At 71.9% G+C, this 26,296-nt stretch carries 23 protein-coding genes; 13 read left to right on the top strand and 10 right to left on the bottom strand.

Going from position 1 to position 26,296, the window contains the following annotated elements:
• Nucleotides 1-9 precede the first annotated feature (9 nt).
• Nucleotides 10-555, bottom strand: coding sequence for a hemerythrin domain-containing protein (locus ACAX67_RS05480; RefSeq protein WP_370702802.1), 546 nt, complete (start codon nucleotides 553-555; stop codon nucleotides 10-12).
• 52 nt (nucleotides 556-607) lie between these two features.
• Between ACAX67_RS05480 and ACAX67_RS05475 the strand changes: the two genes are divergently transcribed.
• Complete coding sequence (locus ACAX67_RS05475; protein WP_370702801.1) at nucleotides 608-1,003, top strand: DUF2237 family protein; 396 nt, start codon at nucleotides 608-610, stop codon at nucleotides 1,001-1,003.
• 22 nt (nucleotides 1,004-1,025) lie between these two features.
• Entirely contained in the window at nucleotides 1,026-1,643 is a 618-nt protein-coding gene (locus ACAX67_RS05470; protein ID WP_370702800.1) for a hypothetical protein, read from the top strand.
• 60 nt (nucleotides 1,644-1,703) lie between these two features.
• Here ACAX67_RS05470 and ACAX67_RS05465 read toward each other — a convergent pair whose 3' ends face one another.
• Nucleotides 1,704-2,600, bottom strand: a complete 897-nt coding sequence (locus ACAX67_RS05465) for a haloalkane dehalogenase (RefSeq protein ID WP_370702799.1) — start codon at nucleotides 2,598-2,600, stop codon at nucleotides 1,704-1,706.
• A 38-nt stretch (nucleotides 2,601-2,638) separates the two neighbouring features.
• Here ACAX67_RS05465 and ACAX67_RS05460 point away from each other — a divergent pair, with 38 nt between their 5' ends.
• Genes ACAX67_RS05460 through ACAX67_RS05445 form a run of 4 tightly spaced genes read left to right on the top strand, consistent with a single transcriptional unit; the run spans nucleotide 2,639 to nucleotide 5,858 of the window.
• Entirely contained in the window at nucleotides 2,639-3,673 is a 1,035-nt protein-coding gene (locus ACAX67_RS05460) for an ABC transporter permease (protein ID WP_370702798.1), read from the top strand.
• Between the two features lie 9 nt (nucleotides 3,674-3,682).
• Nucleotides 3,683-4,099 (top strand): (deoxy)nucleoside triphosphate pyrophosphohydrolase, encoded by a 417-nt coding sequence (locus ACAX67_RS05455; protein WP_370702797.1) that lies wholly within the window; start codon nucleotides 3,683-3,685, stop codon nucleotides 4,097-4,099.
• A gap of 41 nt (nucleotides 4,100-4,140) precedes the next feature.
• On the top strand, nucleotides 4,141-4,722 hold the full coding sequence (locus ACAX67_RS05450; protein WP_370702796.1) for a DUF6461 domain-containing protein: 582 nt from the start codon (nucleotides 4,141-4,143) through the stop codon (nucleotides 4,720-4,722).
• Nucleotides 4,723-4,724: 2 nt separating this feature from the next.
• The gene (locus ACAX67_RS05445; RefSeq protein ID WP_370702795.1) at nucleotides 4,725-5,858 is read left to right on the top strand and encodes a serine hydrolase domain-containing protein; all 1,134 of its coding nucleotides are present in this window, start codon (nucleotides 4,725-4,727) and stop codon (nucleotides 5,856-5,858) included.
• A gap of 44 nt (nucleotides 5,859-5,902) precedes the next feature.
• On the opposite strand, the gene malQ is transcribed toward ACAX67_RS05445, so the two are convergent.
• Both malQ and ACAX67_RS05435 read right to left on the bottom strand, forming a co-directional pair.
• On the bottom strand, nucleotides 5,903-7,252 hold the full coding sequence (gene malQ / locus ACAX67_RS05440; protein ID WP_370702794.1) for a 4-alpha-glucanotransferase: 1,350 nt from the start codon (nucleotides 7,250-7,252) through the stop codon (nucleotides 5,903-5,905).
• Nucleotides 7,253-7,293: 41 nt separating this feature from the next.
• The gene (locus ACAX67_RS05435) at nucleotides 7,294-8,520 is read right to left on the bottom strand and encodes a PucR family transcriptional regulator (protein WP_370702793.1); all 1,227 of its coding nucleotides are present in this window, start codon (nucleotides 8,518-8,520) and stop codon (nucleotides 7,294-7,296) included.
• Between the two features lie 95 nt (nucleotides 8,521-8,615).
• Between ACAX67_RS05435 and ACAX67_RS05430 the strand changes: the two genes are divergently transcribed.
• Both ACAX67_RS05430 and ACAX67_RS05425 read left to right on the top strand, forming a co-directional pair.
• Nucleotides 8,616-10,241: a GMC family oxidoreductase gene (locus ACAX67_RS05430; RefSeq protein ID WP_370702792.1), complete on the top strand. Its 1,626-nt coding sequence runs from the start codon at nucleotides 8,616-8,618 to the stop codon at nucleotides 10,239-10,241.
• Nucleotides 10,238-11,731, top strand: a complete 1,494-nt coding sequence (locus ACAX67_RS05425; RefSeq protein ID WP_370702791.1) for an aldehyde dehydrogenase family protein — start codon at nucleotides 10,238-10,240, stop codon at nucleotides 11,729-11,731. The genes ACAX67_RS05430 and ACAX67_RS05425 overlap by 4 nt, the downstream gene beginning before the upstream one ends.
• A gap of 3 nt (nucleotides 11,732-11,734) precedes the next feature.
• Here the strand turns inward: ACAX67_RS05425 and ACAX67_RS05420 are convergent, their stop codons facing one another.
• Nucleotides 11,735-13,897 carry a molybdopterin-containing oxidoreductase family protein gene (locus tag ACAX67_RS05420; RefSeq protein ID WP_370702790.1) on the bottom strand — a complete coding sequence of 721 codons (2,163 nt, stop codon included), beginning with the start codon at nucleotides 13,895-13,897 and terminating at the stop codon, nucleotides 11,735-11,737.
• Nucleotides 13,898-13,930: 33 nt separating this feature from the next.
• On the bottom strand, nucleotides 13,931-16,342 hold the full coding sequence (locus ACAX67_RS05415) for a putative Ig domain-containing protein (RefSeq protein ID WP_370702789.1): 2,412 nt from the start codon (nucleotides 16,340-16,342) through the stop codon (nucleotides 13,931-13,933).
• Nucleotides 16,343-16,932: 590 nt separating this feature from the next.
• Between ACAX67_RS05415 and ACAX67_RS05410 the strand changes: the two genes are divergently transcribed.
• A complete protein-coding gene (locus tag ACAX67_RS05410) occupies nucleotides 16,933-18,009 on the top strand; it encodes an amidohydrolase family protein (protein WP_370702788.1) in 1,077 nt (358 codons plus the stop codon).
• On the opposite strand, the gene ACAX67_RS05405 is transcribed toward ACAX67_RS05410, so the two are convergent.
• The 3 genes from ACAX67_RS05405 to ACAX67_RS05395 all read right to left on the bottom strand — a co-directional run bounded on the left by ACAX67_RS05405 (nucleotide 17,997) and on the right by ACAX67_RS05395 (nucleotide 21,204).
• Nucleotides 17,997-18,839: a nuclease-related domain-containing protein gene (locus ACAX67_RS05405; RefSeq protein ID WP_370702787.1), complete on the bottom strand. Its 843-nt coding sequence runs from the start codon at nucleotides 18,837-18,839 to the stop codon at nucleotides 17,997-17,999. The genes ACAX67_RS05410 and ACAX67_RS05405 overlap by 13 nt on opposite strands.
• Nucleotides 18,840-18,940: 101 nt before the next feature.
• Nucleotides 18,941-19,660, bottom strand: coding sequence for an Rv0361 family membrane protein (locus ACAX67_RS05400; protein ID WP_370702786.1), 720 nt, complete (start codon nucleotides 19,658-19,660; stop codon nucleotides 18,941-18,943).
• An 11-nt stretch (nucleotides 19,661-19,671) separates the two neighbouring features.
• Nucleotides 19,672-21,204, bottom strand: a complete 1,533-nt coding sequence (locus ACAX67_RS05395; protein WP_370702785.1) for a serine/threonine protein kinase — start codon at nucleotides 21,202-21,204, stop codon at nucleotides 19,672-19,674.
• A 97-nt stretch (nucleotides 21,205-21,301) separates the two neighbouring features.
• On the opposite strand from ACAX67_RS05395, the gene ACAX67_RS05390 reads away from it, so the two are divergent.
• The 4 genes from ACAX67_RS05390 (at nucleotide 21,302) to ACAX67_RS05375 (ending at nucleotide 24,995) form a co-directional block, all read left to right on the top strand.
• Complete coding sequence (locus ACAX67_RS05390) at nucleotides 21,302-23,104, top strand: M1 family metallopeptidase (RefSeq protein WP_370702784.1); 1,803 nt, start codon at nucleotides 21,302-21,304, stop codon at nucleotides 23,102-23,104.
• A gap of 154 nt (nucleotides 23,105-23,258) precedes the next feature.
• A complete protein-coding gene (locus ACAX67_RS05385; protein WP_370702783.1) occupies nucleotides 23,259-23,843 on the top strand; it encodes an SHOCT domain-containing protein in 585 nt (194 codons plus the stop codon).
• Nucleotides 23,844-23,907: 64 nt separating this feature from the next.
• Entirely contained in the window at nucleotides 23,908-24,315 is a 408-nt protein-coding gene (locus ACAX67_RS05380; RefSeq protein ID WP_370702782.1) for a YccF domain-containing protein, read from the top strand.
• Nucleotides 24,316-24,320: 5 nt separating this feature from the next.
• Nucleotides 24,321-24,995, top strand: coding sequence for an HNH endonuclease family protein (locus tag ACAX67_RS05375; RefSeq protein ID WP_370702781.1), 675 nt, complete (start codon nucleotides 24,321-24,323; stop codon nucleotides 24,993-24,995).
• Here the strand turns inward: ACAX67_RS05375 and ACAX67_RS05370 are convergent.
• Entirely contained in the window at nucleotides 24,992-26,140 is a 1,149-nt protein-coding gene (locus tag ACAX67_RS05370; RefSeq protein ID WP_370702780.1) for a N(5)-(carboxyethyl)ornithine synthase, read from the bottom strand. The genes ACAX67_RS05375 and ACAX67_RS05370 overlap by 4 nt on opposite strands.
• Between the last annotated feature and the right edge of the window lie 156 nt (nucleotides 26,141-26,296).

The raw sequence follows: 26,296 nt of genomic DNA, 5'->3' as shown, positions 1-26,296 counted from the left end.
GGCGGGACGCTAGTCGTCGAGGACGCCTTCCTCCTTGGCCGCCTCCACGATCCGGCGCACGTTGTCGACCGAGCCGCACCCCTCGTCGACCAGCTCGTTGCGGCGGGCCGCCCACTTCGGGCCGAGGTCGGCGCGCACCCGCTCGGAGACCTCCTCGCGGGCCGGGCTGAGGATCGAGATCTCCTCCTCGGCGATGTGGTGGGCGATGAGGTTGCTGAGCTCCTCGAGCGCGTCGTCGAAGGCCTTCGTGTCGGTGCCCTTGAGCTCGAGCAACGCGAGGAGCGCCTCGTTGCCCTCGGCGTGCTCCTCGTGCCCGTGCTCGACGTCGTGCTCGGTGACGTCGGCGGCGGCCTTGCGCAGCACCGGGTAGACCAGCTCCTCCTCGGCCTCTCCGTGCGCGATGAGCACGTGCGCGAAGGCCTGGCGCACGGCGTCGCGGTCCTGGGTCGAGTCGCGCAGCTGTCGCAGCAGCCGCTCGAAGAGCCGATGGTCCTCCAGGATGAGGTCGATGACGTCGCCCTGCGTCGGGCGCCCGAGATTGATCGCGGTGTCCATGCCGCGAAACTACCCGGCGCGAGCGCGGTCCATCCGGCCCTAGGCTCGCTGCATGCCCGAACGCAACGTCCTCGGCGGCGAGCTCGAGCCCTGCGGCACCGACCCGTTGACCGGTTTCTACCGCGACGGCAACTGCTCCTGCGGTCCGGACGACCAGGGTCTCCACGCGGTCTGCGCGGTGATGACCGAGGAGTTCCTCGCCCACCAGAAGGCGGTCGGCAACGACCTCTCGACCCCGCGCCCGGAATGGAGCTTCCCCGGCCTGAGCCCCGGCGACCGGTGGTGCGTGGTGGCGCTGCGCTGGCTGCAGGCGTACGGCGACGGGGTGGCCGCTCCCGTCGTGCTCGCCTCGACCAACGAGCGCGCGCTCGAGGTGATCCGGATCGAGGTGCTGCAGGAGCACGCCGTCGACGTACCCGACGATCCGGGGTCGCTGTCCGACGGTTGACCGCGCCCGATAACGTCGGGGTGTGGCCCCGGATCCGATCGACGACCCGCTGGCTGATGCCGCCGGCACGCTGCGTGTGGAGGGTTACACCGTCGGCCGCCCGCTGCCCGACGTGCTGCTCGTGGAGGGCAAGTTCCTCAATCCCGAGCGGATCGCCCTGCACGCTGCCGGGGAGGCGGGCGACACCCCCATGGGCGTGTGGGCGATCAGCCGTGAGAACGACTGGACCCTGGTCGCCTGGTCGCGACCCGACCTGGTGACGATCACCCAGCGCGGCACCGCGCCGCCGCGCTGGCGGCACCGCCGGATCCCGCCCGCGATGCGGCCCGACGCGCAGACGTTCCTCGAGGGCGGCGCGTCGCCGCACGACATCGTGACCACGCCGAAGCACCGTCCGACCGAGGCCGCCCGCGAGGTGCTCGCGCTCCTCGGCATCGAGGCGCCGGAGCCGCCCGGCTGGGAGCCACCCCCGCCGCCACCGGCACCCGTCGTGACCGCCCCGCCGCCGAAGCCGGCGCGGGTCCGCGCGCCGCGCGCGACGAAGCCGGCCGCGCCGAAGAAGGTCGAGCCCCTCGTCAACGTCTGTCCGACCTGCTTCATGGCCATCCCTTCGACCGGCGTCTGCGACAACTGCGGCTGAAGGCTGGGTCGATGGAGCCGGAGTGATCCGTGGGCCACTCGCACCCGCCGACTCCGGTCCTCAGGCCCCCCAGGCGATGATCCGGCGTGCGAGCTCGGGCCCTGCGTCCTCCTGGAGGAAGTGACCGGCGCGGATCCGGTCGTGCGGCTGGCCCGCTGCGCCGGGCACGTGCGCGATGAGCGGCTTGTCGCCCTTGCCGAGGATCGGGTCGTTGGCCCCGAAGACACAGAGGAACGGCTTCTCCCAGCGGCCGAGCACCTCCCACGCGGCCCGGTTGGCCGGGACCGCCGGGTCGTCGGGCGAGGTCGGCACCAGGCCCGGGAACGCCCGCGCTCCGGCCTGGTACCTCGCGGACGGGTAGGGGGCGTCGTACGCCTTGACGACGTCCTTCGGCAGCGTGGTCACCGTGCCGGCCCGGACGATCCGCCCGGCCGGGAAGACCGGGGTGAAGCGGGCGAACGCCCGCCAGATCCTGAAGGCCACCGGCACCCCGCGGTCGGCGGTGGGCAGGAAGCCGTTGCCGACGACGATCCGGCTGAACCGGTGCTCCTGCTCCGCTGCGATGCGCAGCCCGATGAGCGAACCCCAGTCCTGCACGAAGACGGTGATGTCGGTCAGGTCGAGCGCCTCGATCCACGCGGTCACCCACTCGACGTGGCGCAGGTAGGAGTAGTCGGCGACCGCCGTCGGCTTGTCCGACCTGCCGAAGCCGATCAGGTCGGGTGCGAGCACGCGGTGACCGGCGTCGACGAGCGGCGGGATCATCGTGCGGTAGAGGTAGCTCCACGACGGCTCGCCGTGCAGCAGCACCACGACCCGCCCCTCGCGCGGCCCTTCGTCGACGTAGTGCATCCGCACCGGGTCGGTGCCGGAGGCTCTCACGTCGAGGTAATGCGGGGCGAACGGGTAGCCCGGTAGGGCGTCGAAGCGGGCGTCCGGGGTGCGCAGCACGTCCATCCGCGCAGCGTAGGGCCGTTTCTGCCACGCTGTCCTCCGTGACGGTCTCGACCTCTGAAACCACGAGCGCCCGCACCATCCGCCGCTACGCGGTCGCGATAGCCCTCGCCGGGGCCGTCATCCAGCTCCTGCTCGGTGTCTACTACCTCGCGATGGCGCACTCGCCACAGCCGCACGACCTCCCCGTCGGCCTCGTCGCGACGAAGCAACAGGCTCAAGCGATCACCGCGCAGCTCGAGAGCGACGGACAGTTCGCCGTCGACCACTACGACGACCCGCGCGAGCTCACCACGGCGATCGACCGGCGCGAGGCGTACGGCGGCGTCACGATCGTCCGCGGCAAGCCCACGCTCTACGTGGCCACCGCGGCCTCGCCGGCGGTCGCCAACCTGTTGAAGGTCTCCTACAGCCAGGTCTACTACGAGAAGCTCGGGACCAAGGCCGGCCCGCCGAAGGTCGTCGACGTGGTGCCGTTGCCGGCGGACGATTCGGCCGGCAGCTCGCTCGGCTTCCTGATCCAGGCGCTCGCCCTCGGCGGCTCGATCGCCTCGCTCGCGCTCGGCCAGCTGCGGAAGATGACCGAGCGGTCACTGCTCAACGGCGTTCGTCATGCCTCGCTCCTGGTCGGCTACGCCGTCCTCAGCGCCGGGGTCGCCCTGGTCGCGATGTCGTTCTTCGGGATCGGCGCCGGCGCCGACAAGTGGTCGCTCTTCTGGGGGTTCGCGCTGATCTCGCTCGCGATCACCGCATCGATCGCGGCCGCGGTCGCCCTCGTCGGACCGGCCGGCACCTCGCTCGGCATGCTCTACTTCACGCTCGGCATCATCATCTCCGGGTCGTCGATCGCACCCGAGATGCTGCCGACGGCGGGCCGGGTGGTCGGCCAGCTGCTGCCGCCGGGGGCGGGTGCGACGGTGGTGCGCGACGCGCTCTACTTCCCCGACGCGTCGACCACCGAGCCGTTCGTCGTGCTCGGCCTCTTCGCCGCCGTCGGTCTGGGAGTGGTGCTGGCGAAGAACGCCGTCGCGAGCCTGCCCCGGCAGCGCCCGGCCTCGGACGCCGAGAACGGATAGCGTCGCCGCGTGGTCCGGACCGTCGTCGGCGCGATCATCGTCGACCAGCTCGAGCGACCGTCGTACGTCGTCGCCGCCCGCCGCACCGGGCCGGCCGAGCTGGCCGGCCTGTGGGAGTTCCCCGGCGGCAAGGTCGAGCCCGGTGAGTCGCCTGAAGCCGCGCTGGTGCGGGAGATCCGCGAGGAGCTCGGCGTCGGCATCGAGGTCGGACCCGAGGTCGGCGACCCGGCCGGCTGGCCGATCTCGGAGCGCTACGTGCTGCGCCTCTTCCTCGCCACCGCGACCGAGACGCCGCACGCGAGCGCCGACCACGACGAGCTCCGACGTCTCGGCCCCGACCAGCTCGACACGGTCGACTGGCTCCCGAGCGACCGGCAGGCACTCCCTGCGGTCGCCGCTCTGATGGGTGAAGCTAGGACTTCCTAGTACGCGTGCGGGCGCACGGAATCGGTTCTACCCTCCGAATCGTGGCCGCAACGATCGAGTACTACGACGACCTCATCGACTCCTTCGGTGACTCGGAGTCGCTGACGCTGCTCGTCGTCGCCGGGGCCTCGCGCGACTGCGTCGCGCGGGCGCTCGACGTCGACCTCCACGAGCCGGTCACCCACCCGTGGGACGACGAGACCGAGTCGGACTTCGCCGCGTGGGCGCTGGTCGAGATCGACGGTGGCGTGCTGGGCGTGGAGTACACCGGCTACGGCGACCCCACCGCCGACGCGCTGCGGGCGATGTCGCGCGGCGGCGGAGCGGCGGCCGTCGTCCGCAGCAACCTCGACGCACAGCTGCGCTTCGGCTGCGCGCGCGATGCGGCGGTCGTCTTCGACGCGCACCAGCTGGCTGCGGTCGAGGATCCCGCCGCCGTACCCAGCGAGCTGCGGCCGCTCTTCCAGCTGGTCCACGACGACAACGACGAGGCGGACGCGTTCGTGGTCGGCCTCGCGATGGCCGAGGTCGTGACCGGGCTCGAGCTGACCTCGCAGGAGGCGCTGCTGCTCGCCGGCGCCCAGTTCTTCCGGGGCCCGTCCCTGCTCGACCCCGAGGTGTGAGCGTGGACCCCGTCGGGCGGGTCGCCCCCGGGTTCGAACGCGTCGCAGAGGCCTTCGAGGAGAACCTTGCGTCGCGCGGAGACGTCGGCGCGGGCTGTGCGGTGATGGTGGGCGGTGAGCTCGTCGTCGACCTGTACGGCGGCGTGGCCGACGGCGTCGGGCGCCCCTACACCGACACCACGTTGCAGATGGTTGCGTCGGTCACCAAGGGCGCGATGGCGATCTGCGTGCTGCAGCTCGTCGACCAGGGGAAGGTCGACCTCGACGCACCGCTGGCCGACTACTGGCCGGAGTTCGGCGCCGCCGGCAAGGAGCGGATCACGGTCCGGCAGGCGATGGCGCACCGAGCGGGCGTGCCCTACCTCGACGGCGGACTCACCGTCGACGACATCGTCGCCTGGGAGCCGGCCGCAGCCAAGCTCGCAGCGCAGGCGCCGGCGTGGGAACCGGACGCCGACCACGGCTACCACGCCATCACCCACGCCTGGCTGGTCGGCGAGCTGATCAGGCGGGTCAGTGGCCAGATGCCCGGCGACTACCTGGCCGAGCACGTGAGCCGCCCTCTCGGCCTCGACCTGTACGTCGGCCTCCCCGCCGAGCAGCACGAGCGGGTCGCGCCCATGCTGCTGCCCGTACCCCGCGCCGAGCCCGACGCGGCGACCCAGCGCATGCTCACGCCGGGATCGCTGTCCTTCCGCTCGTTCTTCATCGCCGAGGGTCTGCTCGGCTGGCTCAACCTTCCCGACCTCTGGTCGGCGCAGCTGCCATCGGGCAACGGGATGGGCACCGCCCGGGCGATCGCCCGGATGTACGCGGCGACGATCGGCGAGGTGGACGGCGTGCGGCTGGTCTCGCCCGAGGTGCTGGCCGACGCCGTGCGACCGCAGTCGGAGGGGCTCGACGCCGTGACCGGCTACGAGACCCGCTACGGGACGGGCTTCCAGCTCGCCTTCCCCGTCCGCCCGATGTCGGGCGCGGGTGCGTTCGGGCACTACGGCTTGGGTGGGTCCGTCGCCTTCGCCGACCGCGACCGGGGCTTCGCCTTCGGCTACACCGTCAGTCAGATGGGTCCGTCGACGCCGGCCGACCCGCGCTCGGTCGCCCTCGTCGACGCGGTCGTCGCCGCGCTCGGCTGAGCCGCTCTCCGCATCGGACCCGCGCGCGGAGGATGCAGGTCGCGTCAGCCGCGGTCGGTGTCCTCGACCAACGCCCCCAGCCGCGCGGCGAGCTCGGCACCGAACGACCCGGGGTCGGCGCGCCAGGTCCAGTTGCCCGTCTCGGTGCCGGGGGTGTTCATCCGGCAGTCGCTGCCGAGGGCCAGTAGGTCCTGAGCGGGTACGACGGCCAGGCGGGCCGTCGACGACATCGCCAGCCGCACGAGGGCCCACGGCATGGGCTCGGCGGGGTCCGGGAGGTGCCGGCGCACGGACGCGCGGGTCGCGTCGTCGAGCTCGGCCCACCAGCCGGCGGTGGTGTCGTTGTCGTGGGTGCCGGTGTAGACGACGCTCTGCTCCCCGTGGTGCTCGGGGAGGTAGGGGTTGTCGGGCGAGCCGTCGAAGGCGAACTGGAGCACCTTCATGCCGGGCAGGCCGTGGCGCAACCGCAGCGCGTCGACCGCCGGCGTGATGACGCCGAGGTCCTCCGCGACCAGGGACCCCGGACCGGCCGTCTCCACGAGCGCGGAGAGCACCTCGTCGCCGGGCGCCGTGACCCAGGCGCCGTCACGGGCGGTGGGTGCGTCGGCCGGGATGTGCCAGGCGGCCTCGAAGCCGCGGAAGTGATCGATGCGCACCAGGTCGAAGAGCTCGCGCTGGCGAGCGATCCGCGCGCGCCACCACGCGAAGCCGTCGGCGGCCATCGCATCCCAGTCGTAGTGGGGGTTGTTCCACCTCTGGCCGTCCGCGGCGAAGTAGTCGGGCGGGCATCCCGTGACGGTGATCGGCTGACCCGAGGCGTCGAGCTGGAAGAGGTCGCGATGCGCCCAGACGTCCGCGCTGTCGAGGGAGACGAAGATCGGCAGGTCGCCGAAGAGCAGCACGCCCCGCGACCGCGCGTGCTCGCGCACCCGCTCCCACTGCTGCGCGAAGACCCATTGCTCGCGCCGCAGCGCGTCGACCCGGTCGACGGCAGCCCCGAGCGCCTCGGCCACTGCAGCCGCGTCGCGATCGCGCAGCGCCGGGTCCCACGTCCACCAGTGCGCCCCGTCCTGCAGCTCGCGGAGCGCCACGAACTCGACGTAGGGGTCGAGCCACGCTGCCTGCGCGGCCGACCACTCAGCGAACCCGTCGTCGGGCACGTCGAGGTCGCCCACCAGGTCGGGGTTGCCGGCCATCGCCGACAGCGAATTGTAGGGCGACCCGTCGCCGTCGTGGGTCGGCACGAGCGGCAGGACCTGCCACACGGTGCACCCGGCGTCGGCCAGGAAGTCGACGAACCCGGGCGCGTCGCTCAGGTCGCCGGACGGCAGCGAGGTGACGTGCAGCAGCACCCCCGCCCGACGTACGTCCATCGGTCGGTGTTGCTCACCCATCGTGCTCCTCGGGGATCGGGGACCTTCGAGCCTAGCCGGGCTCACGAAGGGTCGGCGCCGTAGCTCTCCAGGCAGCGCAGGGCCAGCCCCAGCTCCGTGCGTCGCTCGGTGAGCGGATGGCCGATCAGCTCCTCGGCCTGCGCGAGCCGGTAGCGGATCGTGTTCTTGTGCACGAAGAGCGCGTTGGCGGTCTGCTCGACGTTGCACCCCAGGTCGAGGTACGACGACAGCGTCTCCCGCACCCGGTCGAGCCCCTGCTCGGCGCCCGTGAGCGGCCCGAGCTCGCGGCGGACGAGCGCGCGCACGCCGGCCTCGTCGCCGGCCACCAGGCAGGCCAGCTCGACGTCGGCGTAGGCGGTGGTGCGTTGCGCGCCCCCGACCGCGACCGCGTAGCGCTGGGCCGCCACGGCCTCCCGGTGCGAGTCGCGGAAGCCTCGGATGCCGCGGCTGCTGGTGCCGATCGCGACCCGCACCTCGTTCGCCTTCTTGAGCCCCTCGATGGCCTCGCCGATCGCCTCGACGTCCGGAGGCCGGGTGGTCGCGAGCCAGCACCAGACCTCGCCCCGTCCGGCGGGCACGGTCAGGGCTGCGGCGTTGGTCGCCGCGCCGATCGCCGTCGACATCCTGTTCAGCGTGACGAGCGCGTCGGCGGTGCCCTCCTCGCACCACAGCACCAGCGCGGTCTGGGTCGAGCGGATCGGGTGGTCGAGCACGCTCTCGGCGTCCTCGGGCAGCAGCGCCTCACCGCGCAGCAGTGCGTGGACGGTCTCTGTGCGCCGCGCCAGCGCGCCGTGCATGGTCGCCTCGCGCTCGGCGTAGAAGACCCCGATCAGGCTCTCGATCGCCTCGTTGATCCAGGTGCCGCCGTGGTCCCAGAGGTAGACGAGGACGTCGGTGCGGTCGGGCCCGTCCTCGGGTACGGCGGCAGCGACTCCCGTGAAGTACTCCCACACCGCGGCCGCGGCCACCCGGTAGACCTTCAGCAGGACACCGAGCTCCATCTGGCGGCGGGCGATCGAGAGGGCCAGGTCGACCGCCTGCGGGGGCAGCAGGAGCTCCTGCTTCTCGCGGTCGAGGAGGCGCAGGAAGACCTGGTACTGCGTGCGGGTGCTGGCGTGGAGGTCGGCGACGAGCAGCGGGTCCGCGGCCAGCTCGGGGATCTCTCGCAGGATCATGTCGTCGACCTGCTTCACGAAGGCGTCGACGCTGTCCGCCCGGCTCGCCTCGGCGACGTACTGCGGGATCCATTCCGCCAGCACTGTGTCCACCGCCACTCCCCCTTTGTGCAGAGGTCCAGTTTCGCATCGGGATTCTGGCACAGCAGCCCGTTACCTCGGAAGCCGATCTGTGCTGGACTCCAGTCATGACGACGCGCGAGTCCTTCGACTACATCGTCGTGGGTGCCGGCAGCGCGGGCGCGGTGATCGCCGCCCGGCTGACCGAGGACCCCACGACCACCGTGCTCCTGCTCGAGGCGGGCGGCCCCAACGACGCCCTCGAGATCTCCATGCCGGCGGCCTTCCCCAACCTGTTCAAGACCCGCTGGGACTGGAACTACGAGACGACGCCGCAGCCCGGCCTGGGCGGCCAGACCGCCTACTGGCCGCGGATGAAGGCGCTCGGCGGCTGCTCGTCGATGAACGCGATGATGTACGTCCGAGGTGCCCGCGCCGACTTCGACGGCTGGCAGCGCGACTTCGGCGCGGTCGGCTGGTCCTACGACGACGTGCTCCCCTACTTCCTCCGCTCCGAGGCCAACTCCCGCGGTGCCGACGACTTCCACGACGTGCGCGGCGCGCTGCACGTCGAGGACCGGCGGTACACGCACGCGACGACCACCGCGTGGCTCGAGTCGGCCCGCAGCGCCGGGCTCGCCGCCAACGACGACTTCAACGGCGAGACCCAGATCGGCGCCGGCGTCTACCAGGTGACCTGCCACAAGGGCCGCCGCTGGTCCACGGCCGAGGCCTTCCTCGGCGACGACGTCCGCGGCCGCGCCAACCTGACCGTCCGCACCGGCGCGCACGTGACGGGCGTGATCCTCGACGGCAACCGCGCGATCGGCGTCGGCTACCTCGGTGGCGGCACGATCCAGCGCGCCTGGGCCGACGCCGAAGTGGTGCTCAGCGGAGGCGCGATCAACTCCCCGCAGCTCCTGATGCTCTCGGGCATCGGCCCCGCAGGCGACCTCGAAGCCGTCGGCATCGACGTCGCGGTCGACCTCCGCGGCGTCGGCGCCAACCTGCACGACCACCCGGTGGTCCCGATGCTCTGGCGCACGACGGCCAAGGACCTCGGCTTCGACCACGTGACCCTGCCCCGGCTGCTGCAGTGGCAGGCGACGGGCCGCGGTCCACTCTCCTCCAACGTCGGCGAGACCGGCGGGTTCGTGACGACGCGCGGCGGTCTCGAGGGGCCGGACATCCAGTACATCGCCGCACCTACGGGCTTCTACGACAACGGGCTGCGCGAGCCGACCGAGGCGATGTTCACGACCGGCGTCGTGCTGGTCGACGTCGCCAGCCGCGGCCGGCTGCGGCTGCGCGGCAGCGACCCGCGTTGGAAGCCCGAGCTCGACCCGGCGTACTACCAGGAGCAGGTCGACCTCGACGCCGTGCGCGCGGGTTGCCGCCAGGCCGCGGAGATCGCCGCCCAGGGACCGCTGGCGCGGCTGCTGACCGGCCCCGCCAACCGCTCGGCCGACGACGCGGCCGCGATCGACGACTACATCTCCCGGTGGACCCAGACCCTCTACCACCCGGTCGGCACCTGCGCGATGGGCGCGCACGACGACGCCGTCGTCGACGCCGAGCTGCGCGTGCGCGGCGTGGAGGGTCTGCGTGTGGCCGACGCGTCGGTGATGCCGAAGATCACCCGGGGCAACACCAACGCCCCCTCGATCATGATCGGCGAGAAGGCCGCCGACCTGCTGCGCGGCACCACGCTCCCGCGCGCCACCGCCCACCGCACCGAGGAGCTGGCCCGATGACCACCACGCAGAAGACCGGCCGCGAGACCGGAGCGACGTTCGAGGTCCGCAATCCCGGCACCCAGGACGTCGTCGGCACCTACCCGATCCACGGCGAGGCCGACGCGGCCGAGGCGGTCGAGCGGGCCCGGATCGCCGGCGAGTGGTGGGAGGGCATCGGCGCCGCGGAGCGGCGCAAGCGCCTCGACGCCTACCGCGGCATCATCGCCCGGCGCATCCACCAGCTGGCGGGCGTCATCCACGACGAGATGGGCAAGCCCTACGGCGACGCCTTCCTCGAGGTCGCCCTGGTGCTCGACCACCTGGCGTGGGCCGCCAAGCAGGCCCCGAAGGTGCTCGGCACGCGCCGGACCCGCACCGGCGCGCTCAACACCCACCTCGGCGCGACGGTCGAGTACCGGCCGCTCGGCGTCGTCGGGGTGATCGGCCCGTGGAACTACCCGGTGTTCACGCCGATGGGCTCGATCGTCTACGCGCTCGCGGCCGGCAACGCCGTTATCTTCAAGCCCAGCGAGTACACCCCCGGCGTCGGCGCCTGGCTCGTCGAGGCGTTCTCCCGCGTGGTGCCCGAGCAGCCGGTGCTGCAGCTGCTCACCGGCGACGGCTCGACCGGCGCGGCGCTGTGCCGCGCCGGCGTCGACAAGCTCGCCTTCACCGGCTCGACCGCGACCGCCAAGCGGGTGATGGCGACCTGCGCCGAGACGCTGACGCCGGTCGTCGCGGAGTGCGGCGGCAAGGACGCGCTCCTCGTCGACGCCGACGCCGACCTCGAGGCGGCCGCCGACGCCGCGGTCTGGGGCGGCATCGCCAATGCCGGCCAGTCCTGCATCGGCGTCGAGCGGATCTACGTCCACCAGGACGTGTACGACGACTTCACCCGCCTGCTGACCGACCACGTGGCCGCGCTGCGGGCCGGTGTCGACGAGGACGCCCCGGTCGGCCCGATCACGATGCCCTCGCAGGTCGCGGTCATCACGCGCCACATCGACGACGCCGTCACCCGCGGCGGACGGGTGCTCGTCGGGGGCGGCACCGTGGACGGGCACGTCGTGCAGCCCACGCTCCTCGTCGACGTACCCGAGGAGTCCACGGCGGTGACCGAGGAGACCTTCGGGCCGACGCTGGTGCTGCGGAAGGTGGCCGACATGGACGAGGCGATCGCGCTGACCAACGGGTCGCGCTACGCCCTCGGCGCCTCGATCTTCTCCAAGCGGCGCGGGCGCGAGCTCGCCGCGCGGGTGCGGTCGGGGATGGTCGCGGTCAACTCGGTCTTCAGCTTCGCGATGGTGCCGTCGGTGCCGTTCGGCGGCGTGGGCGACTCGGGCTTCGGCCGGATCCACGGCGAGGACGGCCTCCGCGAGTTCTGCTACGCCCATGCGGTGGTGCGCCAGAGGTTCCGCCCGCCGCTGGCGCTGACGAGCTTCGCGCGGACGCCGAGGACCGAGGAGCAGCTCGGCAAGATCATCGCCCTGGTGCACGGCCGGAAGTAGCCGCTACCCCTCCTCGAGCAACGTGAGCTCGCACACCGCGGCACGCAGGGGTGAGCTGCCGCTGATGGGGTCGCTCGGGGTCTGGGCGAGGACCAGGTTGAGGTTGGCGCTGCCTTCGCCGTACGGCGGGTAGCCGGGCAGGCCGAGCTCCCCGCAGGCGTCCCACCAGCCGTGCTGGCCGAAGACTACCTGCGGGTCGAGGTGGGCGTTGAGCTTGGCGCGCGCCCGCACGCTGCCCAGCGGGGTGGCGATCGAGACCCAGTCGCCGGCGCCGATCCCTCGCGCCGCGGCGGTGTCGGGGTGCAGCTCCACGAGCGGGTCGGGGGCGCTCTTGCGCAGCGCCGCGACGTTGCGGTGCTGGGTCTCGCAGAAGAAGAGCGACTTCGCGCAGCTCAGCACGAGGGGGAAGCGCTCGGCGAGGTCGGGCCGCGAGCGCGGGCTGGTCGCCGGCTCCTCGAACGTCGGCAGCGGCGGGTAGCCGTGCTCGGCCAGGGTCGCGGAGTAGAGCTCGACCTTCCCCGACGGCGTCGCGAAGCCGGTCACCTCGTACTTGCGGTGCCGCGTCTCGAGCGGCAGCCGGACACCCTCGGGACGGTCGCGCAGCTGCTCCAGCGTGATGCCGGTCGGCTCGAGCTGGTGACGCCACGCGGCGTCCACGTCGCCGTCGAAGAAGGAGTCCCCGAGGCCGAGGCGGACCGCGAGGTCGAAGGCGACGCGCAGGTCGGACCGCACCTCGCCCCGCGGCTCCACCAGGGGCCGCCGCAGCTGGACGAGCGACTGCGCCTCCTGGCTGATCTCGAATCCGATCCGCAAGGCCTCGACCTCCCACGGGAACGCCGCGGGCAGCACGATGTCGGCGAGCTCGGCGGTCGGCGTCATGAAGAGGTCGACGTGCGCGAGGAAGTCGAGGGCGGCCAGGGCGTCGCGGCCGCGAGCGCTGTCGCCGTGGGCCATCACGGGGTTGCCGCCGAAGCCGATGACCGTGGTGATCCGTCCGTCGAGCGCGGCGGTGTAGAGGTCCTCGCCGCTGGCGAACCCGAAGCGCGCCGGTCCGAGCGGTCGTTCGTCCCGGCCGACGGCGCGTGGACCGTCGGGGTCGACGAGGTCGACGCCGTCCATCCGTCGCGCGGGGGCGGCCTCGAAGAGCACGTTGCCCCCGGGCACGTCGAGGCTGCCGGTCAACGCGTAGAGCACGTTGATGGCGCGCATGGTCTGCGTGGTGCCGCTGTGCTGCTCCAACCCGCTCCACGTGTAGAACGCGACCGGTCGCGACTCCCACAAGGTGCGGGCGGCCTCGACGACCTGCTCGGCCGGCACACCGGTGATCGCCTCGGTGGCCTCGGGCCGGTAGTCGGCGCAGTGGGCGGTGAGCATCTCCCACACCGTCCTGCCGTCGACCACGTCGTCGGCGTTGGTCCACGCCCGCACGAAGTCGGCGTCGTACCAGCCTCTCTCGATCATCACCTGGGTCATCGACAGCGCGAGCGCGGCGTCGGTGCCCGGCCGCACCCGCAGCCAGTGGTCGGCCTTCGCCGCGAGACCGGTCTTGCGCGGGTCGACGAACACCAGCTTCGCGCCGCGGGCGATCGCGGCCGCGGTGCTGGTGGCGTGCGAGAGGCGCGCGACCGACGGGTTGTAGCCCCAGTAGAGGATGCAGCCGGCGCGCTCGAGGTCGGGCAGGTAGCGGCCGGGCACGGCCGCGCCGAAGGTGTAGAGCGGCGCCATCTGACGCCCCCAGCCGCAGAGCTCCATGTAGTTGCTGAAGTTCGGGCTGCCGAACGCGCGGCTCAGGCGCTGCACCCACTCGATCGCGTCGCTGATCGCCGTGGTCGACGGCGAGCTCGAGGTGAACGCGACCGCTCCGGCGCCGTGCTCCTCCTTCGCGGCCATCAGCCGCTCGGCGATCGTGTCGAGCGCCTCGTCCCAGCCGATCCGCTCCCACCCCGGGTCGCCGCCCTTGGGGCCGGTGCGCCGCATCGGGTGGAGCAGGCGGTCGGGGTGCTCGAGGATCTTCGGGGCGGCCTTGCCCTTGACGCAGAGCGCCTTGCCGGTCGGGTGGTCGGGATCGGGCGCCAGGGCGAGGAGGCGTCCGTCCTCGACGGTCGCCCGAGCGCCGCAGCGCGACACGCACAACGGGCAGTAGGTCGGGACCGTCTCCCCGCTCATGCGTCGATCATCGCGCCGGGGACCACCCGGCCGCTAGGGATTGACCTGCAGGTTCACCGTCACGGAGCCCACGTAGCCGCGCTGGTCCTTCACCGTCACCTTGGGCCGGAAGGCGCCCGACTGCGTCGGCGTGCCGGTGACGTAGCCCGTCGTGGCGTTGATCGCGAGGCCGGTGGGCAGTCCCGTCACGGTGTAGACGTACGGGAGCTTGCCGCCCGACCCGCTCACCGCCCGGTCGTTGTACGCCGTGCCGACCTTGCCCGTCGCGAAGTTGCGGTAGCTGATGAAGAAGGGCGCGTAATCGACCTTCAGCGAGACCACCCGGACGCCACTGGCGCCGTGGGAGTCGGTCACCCGGATCGTGACGCTCTTCGTGCCGGGCGTGGTCGGCGTGCCGTGGATCTCGCCCGTGGCCGCGTCGATCGTCAGTCCTGCGGGCAGGTTCGTCGCACTGTAGGTGTAGGGCTGGTAGCCGTCGACGCCCCGGATCGGGCTGGCCGCGTAGGCGACGGTGGCCTCGGCGACGGGCACGTCGGCGACGGTGATCACCGAGATCGGCACGGCCGACGCGATGCCGAAGCTACCCCGCCGCACGACCGACGCCCCCTTCTGGTCGGTGATCGTGACGACCCAGTTGACCACCTTCGCTGCGGTCGGGATGCCGGTGACGGCGCCGGTCGTGGCGTCGATCGTCAGCCCGGCGGGCAGGCCGGTGGCGCTGTAGGAGTAGGGCGCCGTGCCGCCCACGCCGGTCGCGGGCGTCACCGCGTAGCGGGTGCCGACGGTCGCCCGCGGCGTGTCGACGGTGGTCGCGGTCAGGGCGGTGCCGGGCCGGATCACGACCCGCAGCGCGCGGCTGACGAACGCACCCGTGGCATCGGTGACCCTCACGGTCGCGGTCGGAGAACCGGTCGCCGTCGGCGTACCGCTGATGCGACCGGTCGCCGCGTTGATGCTCAGCCCGGCGGGCAGGCCCGTGGCGCTGAAGACGTAGGGCGTGGTCCCGTTGGTGGCGCTCAGCGGGGTCGAGGAGTAGGTCCGGCCGACCGCGCCGTCGTTGGCGCCGATGCTCTTCACGGCGAGCGGCACCGGGGTGGTGTCGACGGAGATCTGGTAGTTGCCGAACGAGGCGTAGTCGCTGTACTGGCCGGCAACGGTCGGCGAGCCGGTGCCGACGCCGTCGACGTAGAGGCGGTACGTCGCCCCGCCCGCCGGCAGGTCCGCGGTCCACGTCGCGCCCATGCCCGAGGGGATCTCGGAGCTGATCCGGCCCGACGGCGGGTTGACCGTGGCGACCGTCGCGCCGCTGGCGTTCTTCACCGTCAGCTGCGCGTCGAGGTCGGCGTACACGCTCGGGGCGACCGTGACCGTCGTGCTGCCGGAACCGGTGAAGCTGAACGCGTCGACGTCACGTCGGGTGCTGATCGTGCCGTCGACCGGCGCGCCGGGTGCGAGCGGCGTCGCGCTCGGCACGTTGTTGCCGTGGTCGTCGGGGATCCGCGGTGCGGACCGCGCGATGATGTCGACGTCGTCCTGGTGGTTGTTGGCGCCGGGGTACTCCCCCATCGACCACTGCGTCACCGACTGGAAGAACGAGCTGCCCATGATCGGGCTCCACGGGTCGGTGCCGGAGTGGTACTCGTGCGTGGCGTCGCCGTCGTGGCTGAGCCCGAAGTTGTGACCGATCTCGTGCGAGAGCACCTGGCCGATGTCGACGCCGGTCGGGTCCATCGCGTCGGTGAACGCCCACGCCGGCTGGTAGGTCTGGTGCTGGTAGTCGGTGTCGAACACGCCGAGGTAGGCGATGCCCGAACAGGCGTGGTCGCAGTCGTCGTAGACCGGGCCGTTGGCGGTGACCATCGCCATCGTGCCGTAGGTCGGGTCGGCGGCCGAGCTGCGGTCGATGGCCGCCAGGCCGGGGTCCTTGGTGGTGACGTTGACGTCGAAGGCCGCGTAGTCCTCGGAGATCAGCTGCCAGGCGGCCTGCATCTCCGCGTGCTCGGCGACCGAGAAGGTCGCGGTCGCGTCCATGGAGTACGGCGCCACGCTGATCGAGCCGACGCCGGTCGCCGTGTTCCACTGCGTGCCGGAGACGGTGCCACCCTTGAAGTTCAGGTAGATCGTGTGCTGCGAGCCCGGCCGCGACTCGAGCAGGAACGTCTCGCTCGTCGGGAAGACCAGGCCCGGCGCCGCACTGGTGGCTGTGGTCCGTGGCGCGGCCGGCTCCACGAAGTAGCCCTTGCCGCACTCGTCCTGGTGGAAGGTGCGGTCGCGGCTCAACCGGCGCAGCGCCTTCGCCGGGAGCTTGTCGACGCGCGCGCACTCACCCGTCGCCCGGGCGGACTTCGTGTGGGTGTCGCCGGGCGCGGCCTGCGCTGATCCGAGAGCGATCAGGGACGCGCCGACGACGGCCGCGAGCGACCCGCGGAACAGCAGAGACTTCATGGGGCTCCTCGGCAAGGGCTGGGAGTCCCTTAGTAACAGTCCGCGGCGCCCATGACTCAGGAACGGCACATCGTGCACGTGCTGAGACCGCCGATCCCCGCTCGCGCGGGCAGCCTCGCCTCCCTCGCCCCCCGAGGACGGGTCGTGTGCCTGAGACCGACCCATCGGGAGTCCTCAGGCACACGACTGGGCTCGGTGGATCGCCAACGACGGGTCGTGTGCCTCAGGCCGACCAGGAGCTGGTGCTCAAGCACACGACCGCGCTCGGCGGACCGCCGACGACGGGTCGTGTGCCTCAGACCGATTCATAGGGAGTCCTCAGGCACACGACTCCACGCGGGCGGGATTCCCCGGGGCCCCCGCGCGCCCCCCGCACCCCCGCGCGGACGGTCCGCCAGAGAACGCGTCGTGTGCCTGAGACCGACCAGGAGCTGGTTCTCAGGCACACGACCGCGCTCGGCGGACCGCCAACGACGGGTCGTGTGCCTGAGACCGACCCATGGGGAGTCCTCAGGCACACGACTCCACTAGGTTGAGCCTGAGCCCGTTCGAGCCCGAAGCGGCGGCAGCAGCGACGGCAGGAGCACGTCATGACCCAGGTCCTGTCCGGGATCGTCCCCGGCATCCTCGATGCCCACATCCACCAGTGGGACCCGTTCGCCACGCCGCGGGAGGCCTCGCGACTCGCGCCGCTCTACAAGCGGGCGCCCCGGCTGATGGAGAGGCTGCTCCCGCTGGCGCTCGACCAGGGCACCCGCGAGCTGGTCCGCACCGCCCAGTACGCCGCGCGCCCCTACCTGCCCGCCGACTACGCCGCCGACGTGGCCGGCACCGTGGAGTCGGTCGGCGTGGCGGTCGACGCCGCCGTACACGTGCAGTGCGGGTGGCACGCGGAGGATCCCTCGGAGGAGACCGCCTGGCTGGAGGGGCTGCCGTTCGGGTCCGGCACCAACCCGGCGCTCGCGGCGATCGTCGCGGAGGCCGACCCGCGCGACGTCGGGTTCGCCGACCTGCTCGACCGGCACGCGGAGCGCAGCGGTCGCTTCCGTGGCATCCGCTTCATGACGACGTGGCACGCCGACAAGGGCGTGAAGAACTGGATCGACGAGGAGGGTGTGATGACCTCGCCGTCGTTCCTGAAGGGGTTCGCGGCGCTGGCCGAGCGCGGTCTGACCTACGACGCCTACGTCTACTCCGACCAGCTCGCCGAGGTCGGCACCCTGGCCACGGAGTATCCCGACACCACGATCGTGCTCGACCACTACGCGCCGCCCGTGGGCCTCCTGGGTCCGATGGGCAAGGCGCAGGGACGTACGGCGGCGGCCCGCTCCGACCTCCTCGCCCGTTGGAAGGACAGCCTCGCCGCGCTCGCGGCGCACAGCAACGTCGTTGCCAAGCACTCCGGCCTCGCGTTCCCGATGCTCGGCTGGAGCGGCCCGGGCGTGGGGCGCGAGGAGATCGCGGAGAAGGTGGCCCCGCTCGTCCAGCACACCACCGAGGTCTTCGGCCCCGACCGGCTCCTCTTCGGCTCCAACTACCCGATGGACAAGGCGATCGCGCCCTACCCGGTCATCGTCGGGGCCCTGGCCGACCTGCTGGCGCCGTACGGGCCGGACCTGTTGCGCAAGGTCTTCCGCGACACCGCGATGGCGGTCTACCGGCTCTGACGACCCTCCGGCCCCGGGCGGTCGGGGCGGTGGCGCACGGGCTTCTCGGCCGGTTCCTTCTTCGCCGGCTCCTGGTCGCTCACGACCATCTTCACGACGGCCTCGCCGAGCTTGGTGCAGAGCTCGGGATGGGTGAAGGTCGCGCCGAGGACGGTGACGGCGACGGCGACGCCGACGAGACGCGGCAGCACCGCAGGCCCGGCGGTCCGGCGGTGCGACTGCCGGGGCCGGGACCGGGGCGGGAGCCCGGGTGCCGACGACCTCGGGGCGGCCGGTGCGTCGTACAACCGCTGCCCGAGCTGCCGCGCGACCTCCTCGCGCGTCGGCGCGTCCAGCACGTGCGGTCGCATCGCGAGCCGCTCGGCCAGCGCGTCGACGTTGCACAGGGTCACGCCGTGGGCATAGACGTCGCCGACCACGGGCGCGCCGACGAAGCAGAGGACGGGCTGGACGTCCTCGGGTCGCACCCACGGCACCAACCGGGCGACCGCGGTCGCGGCGTCGGCCACGGCGAGCGCCTCCCGCTCGCGGCGGTGCCCGTTCTGCCGCAGCACGCCGGCGACCACGGCGACGGTGCCGGTCCAGTTCTTCGAGTCGATGACGTAGACGCCCGACGGGCCGACCACGACGTGGTCGAGGTTCGCCTGCTGCCGTCCGGGCCAACGCACGTCGTGGTACGTCGTCCACTCATCGGCCGGCAGCCCCTGGAGCGCGGTGGCCGTCCGGCCCTCGCCCTCGGCACCCCGCTCCCACTTCGCGGCAGCGTGCTGCAGTCGCTGGGCCTTCTCCCTCATCCGGCGCGCGGCGCCGTCCGCCGATTCTCCTGCCATGTCGTTCCCTCCGCGCACAAGGTAAGGACGGCGGGCGGGATCGTCAGCGGAACGGGCCAAGACCGGGACCCCGATCGGGACCCTCGCTCCCGAGTGCCGCCTCAGGCGTCGCTCGGCGGCGGCCCGAGGTGGCAGGCCGCGGCGGCGTCGGTGAAGACCGAGACCATGTGGCGCGTCTCCTCCTTGCTGAGGACCTCGTCGTCGATGAGGGCCTGCAGCTCGGCGTCGGTCAGGTCGGAGGCGAGGAGCTCGTCCGCGACGCAGTCGGCGGCGTCCTCGTCCAGGCCGACCACCGTGCCGAGCGGGCCGGCGAGGTCGCTGTGCGAGGGATGGTCGCGGGGGTCGAGGTCCGCGACGGCGTCCATCTCCCACTCGCCGTCCCGACGGGCCAGGGTCAGCTCGTCGGTCTGCTCGGCGAGCCCGGAGCGGACCGTGTAGGTGACGGTCGCCTTGTCACCGTCCTGGTCGACGTCGAGCACCCGCATCTCGACGCCGTCCCCGTGCGCGACCCGCTCCCACTCCGCCATGTCGGCGCAGCTCTCGAACTGCCGGGCATCGAACGCCTCGGCCCGGGCGTCGTCGGAGTACATCTCGCAGAGCCCGTTGTAGTCGCCGTGCGCGAGCGCCTCGGCGATGTCCCTCGCGGCGTCCTCGGCGGTCTCGTCGTCGGGCATGGCCTTGACGACCACGAGCACGGCTGCTGCGGTGACGCCGACCATCGCCAGCACGACGACGCCCAGGACGATCGCCACGACCACCCCGAGGCGGCGCGAGCGCGCCGGGTGGGGGGGCATCCCCGGAGGCGGGGGCAGCTGGGTCATCGCTCGACTCCTCAGTCGATCGGCTTGGCTCGAAGACCGAAGGACTGGTACCCCTGATGGATCCCGCCGAGTCCCAGGACCGCGAAACGCCCGCTCAGGTGGATCTCGCCCCTCATCCAGTACATCGCCGCGTCGGGCGTGGTGACCAGGTCGTTGATGACGATGTCGAGCCCGTAGCTGTCGGCTGACGCACCCGGTGCGATGTCCATCACCGCCGGCTCCTCGTCGGGCGTGTAGCTGACCGCGTCCTCGACGACGCCGCCCGCCGGGGCGGTCACGACGACGTCGAGGGTGACGACCTCCTGGAGGTGGTCGGAGATGAAGGTGAAGAAGTCGTCGATGTCGGAGGTGTACGGCGTGATGGTGGCCCTGTACGCAGGGATCTCCTGGCTCAGGGTCGTCGTGACGGCTCCGCTCGTCGGCGCAGAAGCGGCGCCCGGCCCGGACGCCTCCCCCGTGGTGCTGCTCGACTCCTGGGAGGACGAGCCGGTGGTGCTCTCCAGCGCTGCCGTGGACGACGGCGCACCGTCGCCGTCACCGCGGATGACCAGCCAGGTCCCGACCATGCCCAGGACGCCCGCGGAGAGCACGATCGCCACTGCCGTCGCGATGCCACGGCGACGAGGTGCCGGAGGTGCCGCCGGAACCGAGGTCGGCGGTGCCGGCGCAGTCGCCCGCGGCATCGGTGCCGCTGTCGGGGGAGCGGGCGGATCGAGCGGGATCCGGGTCGCGCCGGCGAGCGCCGACAGGATGGTCGCGGTGTCGGGGCGGCGGCCGGGGTCCTTGCGGAGTGCCGCGACGATGATCGGCAGGAGCTCCGGGTCGATGCCGTGCAGGCTCGGTTCCGCGTGCATGACCCGGTAGGTCAGGGACTCGATCGGGCCGGTCCCGAAGGGCGGGCGCCCGGTCGCGGCGAACGCGACGACCGCCGCCCACGCGAAGACGTCGGCAGGTGCGCCAGGAGGGTGGCCGACGATCTGCTCCGGCGCCATCCATCCCGCTGTGCCGACTCCTTGGGCGGTGGCCGTGATCGCCGTGCCCTCCACCGTGCGCGCGATGCCGAAGTCGATGATCACCGGACCGCCGTCGTGCCAGATGATGTTGCCGGGCTTGAGGTCGCGGTGGGTGATGCCGACCGCGTGGATGAGCTCGAGCCCCTCCATCAGGCCCACCGCGAGGGCGCGCAGCCGCTCGCCGGTCAGCGGCCCGGTCCGCGCGACGAGATCGGCCAGGGTGGGCCCGGCGACGTAGCGCAGCGCGAGCCACGGCGTCGGTGCAGCGAGGTCGTGGCCGAGCACCTCGGCGACCTGTCGGCCCGACACCCTCGCCGAGATCGCGACCTCCCGGCGGAAGCGCGACCGGAAGTCGCCGTCGTCCACCAGCCAGGTGTTGACGGTCTTCACCGCGGCCAGCCGACCGGACCGGTCGTCGCAGAGATAGACGCTGCCCATGCCACCCTGGCCGAGCCGGCGCAACACCCGCCACGGTCCGAGCACGCGCGGGTCGTGCTCGCCGAGCTCCGACCCGACGTCCGAGTGCGTCATCGGCGACCGAGCCTCCTCCGCGTCGTCGTCACCACCGACGCAGATCCTCCCAGGCACCGGGCGCGCAGGCGAAGGAACGGCCAACTAACGTGGCGCCATGCCTCGCACCTTCGCCGCTGATCCGCACTCCTACGCGCGCCCCAACGAGGTGGTCGTGAGGCACGTCGCGCTCGACCTCACGGTCGACTTCGACGCCGAGCGGCTCAGCGGCACGGCGACGCTCGACCTCGAGCACCTCACCCCTGGGGCCGACACCCTGGTGCTCGACACCTGGCGCCTCGACCTGGCCGGTGTGACCGACGGCGAGGGCGCGGACCTCCCGTTCGACCTGGGCGACCACGACGAAATCTTCGGGCAGCGACTGGCGATCACGGTCGGCGACCGCGACCGGGTCGTCATCCGCTATTCGACGACCGGTGACGCCCGTGCGCTGCAGTGGCTCGCACCCGAGCAGACCGCCTCGGGCAAGCGGTTCCTCTTCACGCAGAACCAGCCGATCCTCGCGCGCACGTGGATCCCCAGCCAGGACAGCCCGGGCGTGCGCACGAGCTATGAGGCCGTCGTACGCGTGCCGTCGGACCTGCTCGCCGTGATGAGCTCTGGCACCAACCCGACCGAGCGCACCGACGACGGGGTCTACCGGTTCGCGATGGAGACGCCCGTCCCGGCGTACCTCATCGCGCTCGCGGTCGGCGACCTCGAGTTCCGCGAGCTGGGCGAGCGGTCGGGCGTGTACGCCGAGCCGTCGGTCGTCGACGCGGCGGCCTGGGAGTTCGCGGACACCGAGAAGATGATCGCGGCGGCCGAGCGGCTCTACGGCCCCTACCGCTGGGGGCGCTACGACCTGCTGGTGCTGCCGCCGAGCTTCCCGTACGGCGGCATGGAGAACCCCTGCCTCACGTTCGCGACCCCCACGCTCCTGGCCGGCGACCGATCGCTGGTGACCGTCGTCGCCCACGAGCTCGCCCACTCCTGGTCGGGCAACCTCGTCACCAACTCGACCTGGAACGACATCTGGCTCAACGAGGGCTTCACCGTCTACTTCGAGACCCGCATCGACGAGGAGATGTACGGCGCCGCCTACACCTCCATGCTGCTGCGGCTCGGGCGGCAGGAGCTCGACCAGTGGCTGGAGCTGGAGAAGCCGCGCGACACCTGGCTCGAGCTCGACCTCATCGATCCCGACGAGGGGCCGTCGAAGATCCCCTACGAGAAGGGCTCGCTCTTCCTGCGGATGATCGAGGCGGCCGTCGGCCGCGAGAAGTTCGACGTGTTCCTGCGGGGGTACTTCGACCGCTTCGCCTTCGAGTCGATGGACACCGCGACGTTCCTCGCCTACCTGCGCTCCGAGCTGCTCGAGCCGGCCGGGCTCTCCGACGACGACCTCCAGATCGAGGCGTGGGTGCACGCTCCCGGCGTGCCGAGCAACGAGCCGCACTTCGCCTCCGACGCCTTCGACGTCGTCGACGAGCAGGTCGCCCTGTTCCTGGGCGGACGCCCGGCCGGGGACCTCGAGACCGCCGACTGGGTGAGCCAGCAGTTCTGGCACTTCGTCCGCGCGCTGCCCGACGACCTGCCGCACGAGCGGTTCGACGACGTCGACGCCGCCTTCGGCTTCAGCACCAGCGGCAACATCGAGATCGCGACCGCCTGGCTGGAGAAGGTCATCGAGGCCGGCTACCTCTTCGAGCGCCCCGAGGTCGACCGCGCCATGGCCGACTTCCTCACCCGCCACGGCCGCGCCCTCTACATCCGCAAGGTCTACATGAAGCTCGCTGAGACCGACCGCGGCCTCACCCGCGCCCGCGAGGTCTACGCGATCGCCCGTCCCGGCTACCACCCGGTCGCCCAGGCCCAGATCGACAAGGTCCTGGGCCTCACGGCGCCGATCGTCGAGTAGCGCGACCCACCCATCGCAATTCGCCGATTCCCCCGCGCGCCGGTCTAGACCGACCTAGATTTCACTCCGGGCCGCCGAGACCAGCCGGCACCCACGGCGGCCACTGATCCCGGCCGTCGAACGCAGACGATCGCCGCAAGGCATGGGGAACAGCATGAGTGTCAACGAGGTCAACCCCCGTCCGGGTTGGAACCCCGACCCCGAGACGGGCGGGACGAGGTACTGGAACGGCTCGCAATGGCTCGCGACCCGGCCGAAGCGGCGACCGTTCGCCGCCCCGTCCTTCCACAAGGGCTGGGGCATCGGGCTTCTCGCCGTCGGCGTCCTCGCCGCCCTGACGAGCCCGGCGCAGCTCTTCTCGGACGACGCCGGCTCCACCACGGCCGACCGGATCGGCACCTTCTTCGTCGCGCTGGTGGTCGGCTGCGTGTGCACCGCCGTCGGGGTGTACCTCCTCCGCGGCCAGGGCCCGACCGACAAGCAGGTCCACGAGACCGCCGCCCGGGCGGCGGGCTCGGAGCGCCTGGTGCAGCAGCAGGCCTTCATGGCCCCGCCCACCGCTCCCCCGGCGTCCATGAAGCCCACCGTCAGCGACGCCGCCGCCGTCGCGCAGATCAATGCCCTGTCCAACCCGGAGACCGCGACCTCTCTCCGGAACCTTCGCGACCTCATGGAGACCGGCATCCTCTCGGAGGCGGAGTACCAAGCAGCGAAGAAGAAGCTGCTCGGACTCTCGTAGCCGTCGCGACGCGTAGTTGGCCGTTCCCAGGACAGCCGGCCGGTCACCACCTTTACTCACTGATGTGAAGACTCTCCTCAACCTGATCTGGCTGGTGCTCTCCGGATTCTGGATGTGGCTCGCCTACATGTTCGTCGGCATCCTCTGGTGCATCACCGTGGTCGGGATCCCCTTCGGCATCGCGTCGTTCCGCATCGGGTTCTTCGCTCTCTGGCCGTTCGGCCGACAGGTCGTGAAGAAGCCGACCGCCGGCGCCGGCAGCGCGATCGGCAACATCTTCTGGTTCATCCTCTCCGGGATCTGGCTGGCGATCGGCCACGCGTTCACGGGCGTCCTGCTCTGCATCACGGTGATCGGGATCCCGCTCGGCCTGGCCAACTTCAAGATGATCGAGGTCAGCCTGATGCCCCTCGGGCGCGACATCGTGCCCAACCGGGACGTGAACAGCGCCTTCGCCAGCGGCGCCGCCTAGCCTGCGTGAGGATCGCGACAGCCCTCGTGCTCGCGGTGTCGCTCACCGCTGCGAGCTGTTCCGTCGCCGACCTCGGCGGCGCACCAGCGCACCCGTCCTCTCCTGCTCCTCCGTCCGTCGGCCCGGCGAAGCTCCTGACCCGGCTGCGGGTCGAGCCGAGGACCCAGCCGGTCGACTACGACCGCGACGCGTTCGGATCAGCCTGGGCCGACACCGACGGCAACGGCTGCAACCAGCGCGACGACGTACTCCTCCGGGACGCCGTGCCCGGCTCGACCACCGTCGCGCAGCAGGACGGCTGCGACCACGACGTGCTCGCCGGCACCTGGGTCGACCCCTACACCGGCCGGACGCTGACCTTCGACGACCTCAAGGACCTCTCCCAGGCCCAGGCGATCCAGATCGACCATGTCGTGCCGCTGGCCGAGGCGTGGGCGTCAGGGGCCGACGCCTGGACCGGCGACGAGCGCCGCACCTACGCCAACGACCTCTCCGAGCTGCTCGCCGTCGACGGTCCGACGAATGCGAGCAAGGGCGACGACGACCCCGCTGCGTGGCGGCCGCGGAAGGACTTCCAGTGCGAGTACGCCAAGCGGTGGATCCGCACGAAGTACCGCTACGACCTGGCCGTCGATCCCAGCGAGGTCAAGGCGCTGCAGGAGATGCTCGGCTACTGCTAGGGCCGCAGGACGATCGCGTACGGCGGCTCGGCCGACCGCCCCTGGAACGCGAGGATCGCGGGGTTGATGATGCGTCCCTCGCGGATCTCGATCGCCCGCCGCACCGTCTCGTCGCCGTCCCAGCCGGAGGGGCCCTCGAGCACCGGCCGGAGGAACGGGATCAGCGCGTTGCTGTTCTCCCAGGTCGCCGAGTTCCAGAGGTACGACGGGCTGTGGTCGACCGCGTAGTAGAGGATGTTGTCGCCGACGATGAACGTTGGGTCGTCGAAGCCGGTCGGCTGCGCCCAGTCGAATCCCATCCCCGCGTCGCACGACACGTCGACGATGATGCTGCCGGGACGGAACAGCGGCAGGTCCCCGGTACGCAGGAAGATCTGCGGGTCGTTCGGGTCCTGCAGCGTGCAGTTGACGACGATGTCGGCCTGGGAGAGGTACGTCGGCAGCTCCTCGCGTCCCTCGTCGGTGAGGACGTAGCCGGGTGCGTCGGTCGGCGCCTGCTCGATCTGCCGGATCTGCGCGGAGTGGATCGGCGATGCGACCGCGGCGACGGGCCGGTTGGTCAGCACGCCGACCGAGTGCACACCGTGCGCGTTGAGCGCGGTGACCGCGCCGCGCGCGGTGGCCCCGAAGCCGATGACGATCGCGACCAGCTTGCGGCCGTAGGAGCCGGTGAGCCCGGCGAGCTCGAGCGCGTGGATCACCGAGCAGTAGCCGGCGAGCTCGTTGTTCTTGTGGAAGACGTGCAGGCCATAGCTGCCGTCCTTGTTCCAGTGGTTCATCGCCTCCCACGCGATCAGCGTGAGACCCCGGTCGATCGCGAGCTGGGTCAGCTCCGTGTCCTGCACGCAGTGCGGCCAGCCCCACAGGACCTGCCCGGGGTGGAGAGCAGCGACGTCCTCGTGCTGCGGCTTCGGCAGGAGCACGACGTCCGCGTCGGCCAGGATCTCCTCGCGCGACGCGAACCCGGCAACCTGTCCGGCGAGCGCGGCGTCGTCGACACCGAACCGCGCGCCGTACCCGTGCTCCAGGGTGATCCGCTCCCGGATGTCCGCGTCCAGGTGCGGGATGTGCTCCGGGTGCAGGGGCAGCCGGTACTCGTTCTCCTTCGCCGACGAGCCGATCACGCCGAGCCGCAGCAGGCTCATCGTTTCTCGGCCGGATGGTGCTGCGGCGACTGGTCGCTCATGGGTTGACTCCTCGGGAGGAGGGCGCGGACCGCCCCGTGAGCCGACCCTACGCCCCGCGCCTGATTGGCTTGCCCCACCGCGGGCACCTGACCACCCGCCCGAGGAAGCCGGCAG

Origin of the sequence: Nocardioides candidus, from assembly GCF_041321175.1 — a bacterium.
Classification (GTDB): Bacteria; Actinomycetota; Actinomycetes; order Propionibacteriales; family Nocardioidaceae; genus Nocardioides.
This window is presented reverse-complemented; position numbering and strand designations above follow the sequence as displayed.

What these genes read in the sequence shown, in the direction of transcription:
- ACAX67_RS05475 (WP_370702801.1), top strand. Translation starts at nt 608, where the DNA reads ATGCCCGAACGCAACGTCCTCGGCGGCGAGCTCGAGCCCTGCGGCACC.
- ACAX67_RS05395 (WP_370702785.1), bottom strand. Translation starts at nt 21,204, where the DNA reads ATGACGCACTCGGACGTCGGGTCGGAGCTCGGCGAGCACGACCCGCGC.
- ACAX67_RS05415 (WP_370702789.1), bottom strand. Translation starts at nt 16,342, where the DNA reads ATGAAGTCTCTGCTGTTCCGCGGGTCGCTCGCGGCCGTCGTCGGCGCG.
- ACAX67_RS05385 (WP_370702783.1), top strand. Translation starts at nt 23,259, where the DNA reads ATGAGTGTCAACGAGGTCAACCCCCGTCCGGGTTGGAACCCCGACCCC.
- ACAX67_RS05390 (WP_370702784.1), top strand. Translation starts at nt 21,302, where the DNA reads ATGCCTCGCACCTTCGCCGCTGATCCGCACTCCTACGCGCGCCCCAAC.
- ACAX67_RS05480 (WP_370702802.1), bottom strand. Translation starts at nt 555, where the DNA reads ATGGACACCGCGATCAATCTCGGGCGCCCGACGCAGGGCGACGTCATC.
- ACAX67_RS05420 (WP_370702790.1), bottom strand. Translation starts at nt 13,897, where the DNA reads ATGAGCGGGGAGACGGTCCCGACCTACTGCCCGTTGTGCGTGTCGCGC.
- ACAX67_RS05410 (WP_370702788.1), top strand. Translation starts at nt 16,933, where the DNA reads ATGACCCAGGTCCTGTCCGGGATCGTCCCCGGCATCCTCGATGCCCAC.
- ACAX67_RS05400 (WP_370702786.1), bottom strand. Translation starts at nt 19,660, where the DNA reads ATGACCCAGCTGCCCCCGCCTCCGGGGATGCCCCCCCACCCGGCGCGC.
- ACAX67_RS05370 (WP_370702780.1), bottom strand. Translation starts at nt 26,140, where the DNA reads ATGAGCCTGCTGCGGCTCGGCGTGATCGGCTCGTCGGCGAAGGAGAAC.
- malQ (WP_370702794.1), bottom strand. Translation starts at nt 7,252, where the DNA reads ATGGGTGAGCAACACCGACCGATGGACGTACGTCGGGCGGGGGTGCTG.
- ACAX67_RS05405 (WP_370702787.1), bottom strand. Translation starts at nt 18,839, where the DNA reads ATGGCAGGAGAATCGGCGGACGGCGCCGCGCGCCGGATGAGGGAGAAG.
- ACAX67_RS05430 (WP_370702792.1), top strand. Translation starts at nt 8,616, where the DNA reads ATGACGACGCGCGAGTCCTTCGACTACATCGTCGTGGGTGCCGGCAGC.
- ACAX67_RS05425 (WP_370702791.1), top strand. Translation starts at nt 10,238, where the DNA reads ATGACCACCACGCAGAAGACCGGCCGCGAGACCGGAGCGACGTTCGAG.
- ACAX67_RS05465 (WP_370702799.1), bottom strand. Translation starts at nt 2,600, where the DNA reads ATGGACGTGCTGCGCACCCCGGACGCCCGCTTCGACGCCCTACCGGGC.